Source organism: Wolbachia endosymbiont of Drosophila tristis (genome assembly GCF_028981745.1).
GTDB lineage: Bacteria > Pseudomonadota > Alphaproteobacteria > Rickettsiales > Anaplasmataceae > Wolbachia > Wolbachia pipientis.
Genome location: NZ_JAPQLN010000058.1, coordinates 1 through 8,062 on the forward strand (window position 1 = coordinate 1; position 8,062 = coordinate 8,062).

The window sequence follows — 8,062 nt, forward strand, 5'->3', positions numbered from 1 at the left end:
ATTATAAGCAACCTATTGAAAATCTTGTTTTTTTGCAATCAATCTGATCAAATTTAAGAATAGTAATTTATTATTTATATTAATAAATTTAATTCTATTGAAAATAGCTAAAGCATTGAAATTCTTGAATTTTAGCCGGATTAGTGAGTGGTAGTGAAATTTCTTTTACTCAAATTTAGGTATTCACTGACCGTTCTTGTTATAAATACCAGAATAATAAGCTACTGATATTCTCTACCTTTTTTATCTTTATCCATCATAGCTAGCGATGCAACAAAGCCCACTGGGATCCAGGAAAAAGAATGGTGTCATGCAAGTAGCTAACACTGGGATCCAGGAAAAAGAATGGTGTCATCCGAGTAGCTTGACACTGGCATCCAGGAGACTTAATTGCAAGTAATGCATTGAGTTTGGTGAGTATGGGTTTTGCGTTATAGAATGAAGCACTTTTGGTGAATTTGTAAAGAAAGCTGGATCCCAGTGTCAAGCACTGGGATGACAAGAAAGGGAGCACTGGAATTTTTATTTCAGCATTAGCCATGCATCTGAACAGATACGAGCTTTCTGCTTTTTTTGGGTAAGGTCAGTCAAAAAGGTTTTACAACAACCATAATAACTATAACTATTATCAATACTGTAACTGCTTCATTTAAAACGCGAAAATAAATATGTGACTTCTTATTCGAACCCATTGCAAAATTTTTCCTATATTTTGCAAGTAGCATATGAATAATTAACATCAAAAGTATTGCAAATGCTTTTACATGAAACCATCCTTCACGATATGCTTCCCTAATAACCATTAGTGTAATTCCAAGACCAAGTGAGAAAAGCATTGCAGGGTTTATGATATATCTAAGTAGCCTCTTTTCCATTGTTTGAAGCAAGCTATCATTTTCCCATCCCGGTTTTACAGTTGCATGGTAGACATAAAGCCTGGGTAAATAAAGCATACCTGCCATCCACATGATAACAGAGATAACGTGAAAAGCCTCAAGCCAGTGGTAATAGTTCATTAGCAAAAATTTAAAATTCCTGGTATTGTGTTAGTTTAATGAAAAAGAAATCGATATGAAAGCAGAAAATTTCACTAAAGAACAGATAATTGGATTCTACAGGAAAATGCTACTCATACGCAAATTTGAGGAAAAAGCAGGACAATTATATGGGATGGGATTAATAGGCGGGTTCTGTCACCTATCAATAGGACAAGAAGCAGTTGCAGTTGGAACTCAAGCTGCATCAAAATTAGGTGACGCTTTTATCACAAGTTATAGAGACCATGGCTTAATGCTCGCATGTGATTCTGATCCAAATGTTGTCATGGCAGAGCTTACCGGCAAAGAAACAGGATGCTCGAAAGGTAAAGGTGGTTCGATGCACGTATTTGACGTTGAAAAAAAATTCTTCGGCGGGCATGGAATAGTGGGAGCACAAGTTCCAATTGGCACAGGAATAGCATTTGCTAATAAATATAAGAAAAAAGATAATGTGGTATTTACATATTTTGGCGACGGTGCTGCAAATCAAGGACAAGTATATGAATCGTTTAATATGGCATCTTTGTGGGAGTTGCCTGTGGTTTACATCATAGAAAATAATGAATACGCAATGGGAACCTCCGTGCAAAGGTCAACTTTAGTAACAGAGTTATATAAAAGAGGAGAAAGTTTTGGTATTCCTGGAAAACAAGTTGATGGAATGGATTTTTTCTCTGTTTATGAGGCTACAAGCGAAGCAGCGGAACACACACGCAGCGGAAAAGGGCCTATCCTGCTTGAAATGAAGACATATCGATATCGCGGTCACTCAATGTCAGATCCTGCTACTTATCGCTTAAAAGAAGAAGTTGAAGATATGAAGCAAAATCATGACCCTATAAGCACTTTAAAGAAATACATGACAGATAATAAAATGGCTTCAGAAGAAGAGTGCAAAGTCATTGATAAGGAAATACGTGATTTAGTAAAAAAGTCGGAAGATTTTGCCAAAAATAGTAAAGAACCAAGCGTTGATGAGCTGTATACTGATGTTTATAAATTTGTTAGCTAATTTTTTTATCCAGAACTGTACAAACATTGTATAGTAAACGATGTCATCCAAATAGCTCCTTCTCCCGTCATCCAAGTGCCCTCCTTTTTTTGTCATCTCAGTGCTCTGACTACTTGGATCCAGCTGAGTTGGTGAGTATAAAAGTATAGCTAACGCAAGCTCTACGTCATGCCGCCGCGAACCGTCATACCGCGATTCATTCGCGGTATCTCTAGATCCCGCTAACAAGCAGCGGGATGACGGTTGTCAGGCTAGCTGTCATCTCAGTAGTCTCCTTCTCCTGTCATCCGAGTAGCTGACACTGGTTCCTTTATGACGGCAGTAGCCCCTTCGGTGTCATTCCAGTGCTTGACACTGGAATGACACCAATAATTGACATTTCACTAGATATTCATTATAAATAATGGAATGCTACAAAGTATAAAAACCATATTAATAGAAGACGATAACGTTAGGCTGGATAGGTACATCAGAAGAATCTTTCCTGATCTAAAGCAATCTGTAATTGAAAAATCTTTAAGGAAAGGATTAATCAAAGTTGATGATTGCAAAGCAAAGTCCAGTGATAGAGTAAATTCTGGGCAAACTATAACGCTGAAGCACTTGAATTATATTGAAAACGCTAATTCTGATCGCAAATATAATGAAAAGTTAGTGAATCTACTAAGAGAGAACATATTATATGAAGACGAATATATACTAGCTATAAACAAACCCGCAGGGGTCATCGTTCAAGGTGGCGTAAAAGTAAAGATTAGCATGAGTGATTTGCTTGACCAAATAAGAGAGGGAGAAACATTTAAAATTGTCCATAGGCTAGATAGAGATACGAGTGGAGTGATAATATTCGCACGCAACGCTAATGTTGCCAGATACCTTATGGAAGAATTTAAAGGACGAAGAGTAAAAAAAACTTATTTAGCATTAACTTCTGGCATACCGAGCAAGGATAGTGGAACAATAGACTATCCATTGGTGAAAAAATATGTTTCAGGTCAAGAAAAAGTGGTCGTTGATGAAAATTCACCTCAGAATGCCACTACGCATTTTTCAATTATAGCAAAATCCAAACACAATGTTGCTTATTTAAAATTACAACCAATTACCGGCAGAACCCATCAGTTACGTGCACATTTAGCTCATATAAATTGCCCTATTCTTGGTGACGGTAAATATGGTGGTAAAAAAGCTTTTATTGATGGGATAGCAAATAAAATTCACCTTCATTCGCATTCTTTATCTTTAAAACTGCCAAACAATAAAGAAATCACTATCACCGCTCCTATCACTAAACACATCGAAAAATCCATTGAAGCGCTATTTTTCGACTGAAACGATTTCACCAATCAACTTTTCTGTCTTTGGCTTTAATTTGAAGCACAGATATTAGGCTAATTAATGCGCAGGCAGTAAGATAAATGCCTGCTGCAAGTTTTGTTTCGGTTTTTTCTATAAGCCACATGCATATGTATGGAGAAAGGCCACCAAAAATTCCTGCAGATATATTATTTGCTAAGCTTACGCCAGTGCATCTTACTTTTGTTGGAAACAGTTCACAAATAACAGAACCATATATTCCAAAAGATGCACCTACTGGTATAGTAATCAATAAGTAAGTTATTATTACGACATAGTGGTTAACGGAAGATAATAATGGTAATACACATGTACCAATCAGAGATAGCATAATCAGTACAGGAATCATTACGCGTTTTCTTCCAACTTTATCAGATAAAATTGCAAAAAGTACCGCAGATGCTGCAAATACAACCTGTATTACTATCCTCATTAAATCTTTAACACTAATAGATAAAATAACTAGCTCTTTTATTGATATATTATAAAACATTATTGCTGCGTAGACAATTGCATTCTGAGCAATTCCCAGATTGATTGAAATAATAAGCGGTCTTTTATAGTTTCTTACTAGTTCTAACAATGGTGAATGTGCTAAATTATTAGCGTACTTATTAGTTTTATATGCTAAGCTTTCTTTTAATATGTACCTAGTTAAAAAACCTATTGTCCCCCAAAAAAAGCAAAAATAAAAAAGCAACTTCCATCCCCATATTTCATAGTTCTCACCTGTCACTCTTTTGCAGATAAATATCATTGTTATGCATAAGAGCGTTCCAAGGGCTCCGCTAAAGGGCTTCATACTTCCTAAGAAACCTAGATTTTTTTTATCTTTTGAATGCTCTATCGTAAATGCTGTATTAATGCTTGTTTCACCTCCTGCAGTTATTCCTTGCACTATTCTACAAAACACAAGCAATACAGGTGAAAGCAACCCTATTTCTTTATACCCAGGTATAATTCCCATAATTGTGGATGATATTGAAATTAATATTACTGAAGTAAGTAAAGTCTTTCTTCTGCCATACTTATCTCCCATATAACCAAAAATTACTGCACCAATTGGTCTAAACGCAAAACCAATTGCAAAAACACCAAGGAATTTGAGTGTACTCAAATAATGATCTTCTGATGGGAAAAAAACGTTGATGATTGTATCTGTTAATACTCCAAAAAGAGTGAGTTCATACCACACAATCATGTTACAGATCATGCCCGATAGTATTGCTTTTTGGATATTATTCATGGTCTTTCAATTTAACATAACCTAATATATCATTAACCGGTGCTCCTTGCTATAAAATTTTTCATTCAATAACCTTCAAGGATAATTCACGTAAATGCTTATCCTCCACCTTGGAAGGAGCACCCATTAGAACATCTTCACCTTGCTGGTTCATAGGAAAACAGATTACTTCACGAATATTTGGCTCATCAGCAAGCAGCATAACTATTCTATCAACTCCTGGTGCTATTCCACCATGAGGAGGAACACCAAATCTGAATGCACGTACAAGTGCACCGAATCTTGTATCAACTTCTCCCCGGCTATAACCTGCAATGGCAAAAGCTTTATACATGATATCCAGTTTGTTATTACGAATCGCCCCACTTGACAGTTCTATTCCATTGCAAACAAGATCATATTGGTAAGCAAGGATATCCAGTGGATTTTTGTCCTCTAAATCTTTCAGACCACCGTGTGGCATGGAGAATGGGTTATGAAAGAAATCGATTTTTTTACTTTTATCGTCATATACAAAATATGGAAAATCAATGATCCAACAAAACTTGAAGATATTATCATCTATAAGACTGAGTTCTGACCCTAAAAGAGTGCGTACTTTTCCTGCAATGTTTGCCGCCTCATTCTCTTTGTCAGAAGCAAAAAATACACTATCTCCTGGCTCTATGTTTGTTGCTCCTCTTATGTGGTTTAGCCTATTTTCATCAAGAAATTTAGCAATTGGGCCTTTCGCAGTTCCATCTTTATCAAACGTTATATATCCGAGACCCTTAGCACCGAATTCTTTTTGCGCATGTTCTATCTTTTTATCAAAGAAGCTGCGTGGTTCCTCTGCTGTTTTAGGTGCAGGGATGGCTCTCACTACCATACCACGCTCAATATTGCTTTTGAAAATATTGAACCCTGAATCACGAAAAATTTCTGTAACATCGCTGATTAATAGTGGATTACGCAAATCTGGCTTGTCAGAACCATACTTAAGCATTGCCTCTTTGTATGTAATGCGTGGAAAATCTTTATCGACAGACTTGCGAGAAAATTTAGCAAACACTCTATATAAGGTAGACTCAATAATCTGAAAGATGTCTTCTTGAGTTACAAAAGACATTTCAAGATCTAGCTGATAAAACTCTCCCGGAGAACGGTCAGCCCTTGCGTCTTCATCACGAAAACACGGTGCAATTTGGAAATATTTATCAAACCCTGAAACCATGAGCAACTGTTTGAAAATCTGCGGAGCTTGTGGCAATGCATAGAACTTGCCAGGATTTAGCCTGCTTGGCACTAGGTAGTCGCGTGCTCCTTCAGGAGAGGAAGCAGTGAGTATTGGAGTTTGAATCTCTAAAAATCCTCGCTCTATCATGAGCTTGCGGAGCTCTGCAATAATTTGTGAGCGCAAAATAATATTGTTGCGGACTTTTTCACGTCTTAAGTCAAGAAATCGATATTTAAATCTCATGTTTTCTGGGTATTCTTGCTCGCCGGTAATGCTTGCCAATATACTTCTTTCTTCTTTTGCTATTTCTTCATCAAAGTGGAACTCAACTTCCGACTCAACGCGCAAATTGTTGACTATCACCTCGATTTCTCCGGTAGAAATAGAGCTGTTTACCGTATCTTCAGTTCTAGCTTCAACTATTCCTGTAACAGTAATTACACTCTCCAATTTTAAATTTGATATCTCATCAAAAAAGTCTTTGTCATTATTAAATACTAGCTGAGTGATTCCGTAGAAGTCTCTTAAATCAACAAAAATTAGGTTACCATGGTCGCGCTTACGATATAACCATCCAGAAAGGGTAACTTCCTTTTCTACATCATTCTTTCTTAATTCTTCACACGTGTGAGTCTTGTAGCAGTTCATATTTGTTTCACTTCTAAATTCTTTAAAAAGTATAGAAATAAACCTTACCACATACAAGCCCATTCGTCAGATATTTGTCCAGTTTACGAAATAGAGCAGTATTACTTTTATACTGTCTTTACTCACACAAAAATTGCACAATTTCTATAATTATGGTATAATATAATGTGGCGTAAGCTGAGTACAGAAAATGTCTTTCGGACAAATTATTATATATAGTATAGCATTACTTGCTATAGTCAAAGTATTTCTCTTTTTGAGAAAAATATACAAAAATCGCATTAGAAAAATCATATTTCCTAGAAAAGTTTTTAAAGAAGAGTGGGAAGAAGACAGAAAATTCAATGAATTATATCAAAAAAATAAGCAAAAAGAGTTGATGAAACAACAGGAAATACTGCGTGAGAAGCAAAAAGATGTGCAAGTTTATAAAGAAGATCCAGAAATAGTTGACATAGCAAAACCGGTAGGTAAATGGACAAAGATGGTTATGATGGGTAATGGTTTAATGCAGCGTTTTGCACAATTGATACATAGAGAAGGCGGACAGAAAGGATTTTGGGAGCTGTTTGTAAAAGCTCAGGCTTCAACTCAAGGTAAACATAAGGGAAAGGGCAGATAATCCATGCTTGAATGTGAAAATTTATCCTGCACTCGTAATAATAAGGTACTATTTAAGAATCTCAGTTTTAAAGCTGAGCTAAAATCAAAGATTCTAATCACTGGTCCAAATGGTAGTGGTAAAACCAGCTTAATTAGAAGTTTATCTGGACTTTTACCGCCGGTATCAGGCAATATAAGGCACTGCGGAAAAGATATATATGATGATCCAAAATCCTATATATCTTCTATGGTCTATATAGGCCATAAGAATGCCTGTAAAGATAGCTTAACTGTTGCTCAAAACGTAGAATTCTGGGCAGGAATACGAAATACTAGAGAATTGATTGTGGCAGCTATTTGTTGCTTGCAGTTGCAACCTGTACTTAATATTAGATATGGCGAACTTTCTGCAGGCTGGAAAAGGAGAGTTGCGCTTGCTCGCCTCTTGATTTCTAATGCAAACGTTTGGCTGATAGATGAACCATTTTGTAATCTTGATAGTGCAACGTGTGAATTAGTGCTGAACCTAATCTCAATACGCTCTGAGCAAAATGGTATAGTAATTATTACAGGGCATAGCTCTACAGAGCAATTGTGTGATTTTACAACGATTGATATACGTAATTTCAATAGACTTCTTGTATAGTTTTTGGCAATAACCGCTAGAAATAAAAAACTTGCTTGACAAACTCCGCCAGCCCCCTTATCATAAACACTGAAGCTATTTATTTATCTTCTCTGTACAGATTAAATGACAAAAAAACTCACGAATCTGGCGTCTCATGTTTAATTTTTTGCACTATGTGCACCTTATGTCTTTATCAAACTTCTACCTACATAAGCTGAAACGCGCTTATAAAGCGTTTAAAACATAAAAAAACGCCAACTTAAAAAATGGATAGTGAATAACTAGCTACCCTAGGGTTTCTTTTGCCTTTTTT

Annotated in this window: 8 protein-coding genes; 4 read left to right on the plus strand and 4 right to left on the minus strand. The window is 36.1% G+C overall.

Annotation, left to right across the window (positions count from 1 at the left end):
- Positions 1 to 262: 262 nt before the first annotated feature.
- Entirely contained in the window at positions 263 to 541 is a 279-nt protein-coding gene (locus OZD64_RS02095; RefSeq protein WP_274999219.1) for a hypothetical protein, read from the minus strand.
- Positions 542 to 587: 46 nt separating this feature from the next.
- The gene (gene hemJ, locus OZD64_RS02100) at positions 588 to 1,016 is read right to left on the minus strand and encodes a protoporphyrinogen oxidase HemJ (RefSeq protein ID WP_038198723.1); all 429 of its coding nucleotides are present in this window, start codon (positions 1,014 to 1,016) and stop codon (positions 588 to 590) included.
- Positions 1,017 to 1,071: 55 nt separating this feature from the next.
- Here hemJ and pdhA point away from each other — a divergent pair, with 55 nt between their 5' ends.
- Both pdhA and OZD64_RS02110 read left to right on the plus strand, forming a co-directional pair.
- Positions 1,072 to 2,052 (plus strand): pyruvate dehydrogenase (acetyl-transferring) E1 component subunit alpha, encoded by a 981-nt coding sequence (pdhA, locus tag OZD64_RS02105; protein ID WP_213862931.1) that lies wholly within the window; start codon positions 1,072 to 1,074, stop codon positions 2,050 to 2,052.
- A 408-nt stretch (positions 2,053 to 2,460) separates the two neighbouring features.
- Positions 2,461 to 3,384, plus strand: coding sequence for an RluA family pseudouridine synthase (locus OZD64_RS02110; RefSeq protein WP_006279888.1), 924 nt, complete (start codon positions 2,461 to 2,463; stop codon positions 3,382 to 3,384).
- Positions 3,385 to 3,391: 7 nt separating this feature from the next.
- On the opposite strand, the gene OZD64_RS02115 is transcribed toward OZD64_RS02110, so the two are convergent.
- Together OZD64_RS02115 and aspS are read right to left on the minus strand one after the other, a co-directional pair.
- Positions 3,392 to 4,654, minus strand: coding sequence for an MFS transporter (locus OZD64_RS02115; protein ID WP_038198717.1), 1,263 nt, complete (start codon positions 4,652 to 4,654; stop codon positions 3,392 to 3,394).
- A 61-nt stretch (positions 4,655 to 4,715) separates the two neighbouring features.
- Positions 4,716 to 6,518: an aspartate--tRNA ligase gene (aspS, locus tag OZD64_RS02120; RefSeq protein ID WP_274999220.1), complete on the minus strand. Its 1,803-nt coding sequence runs from the start codon at positions 6,516 to 6,518 to the stop codon at positions 4,716 to 4,718.
- Between the two features lie 190 nt (positions 6,519 to 6,708).
- On the opposite strand from aspS, the gene OZD64_RS02125 reads away from it, so the two are divergent.
- Positions 6,709 to 7,140 (plus strand): hypothetical protein, encoded by a 432-nt coding sequence (locus OZD64_RS02125; protein ID WP_010082661.1) that lies wholly within the window; start codon positions 6,709 to 6,711, stop codon positions 7,138 to 7,140.
- Positions 7,141 to 7,143: 3 nt separating this feature from the next.
- Positions 7,144 to 7,767, plus strand: a complete 624-nt coding sequence (gene ccmA / locus OZD64_RS02130) for a heme ABC exporter ATP-binding protein CcmA (RefSeq protein WP_007548816.1) — start codon at positions 7,144 to 7,146, stop codon at positions 7,765 to 7,767.
- Positions 7,768 to 8,062: the final 295 nt, after the last annotated feature.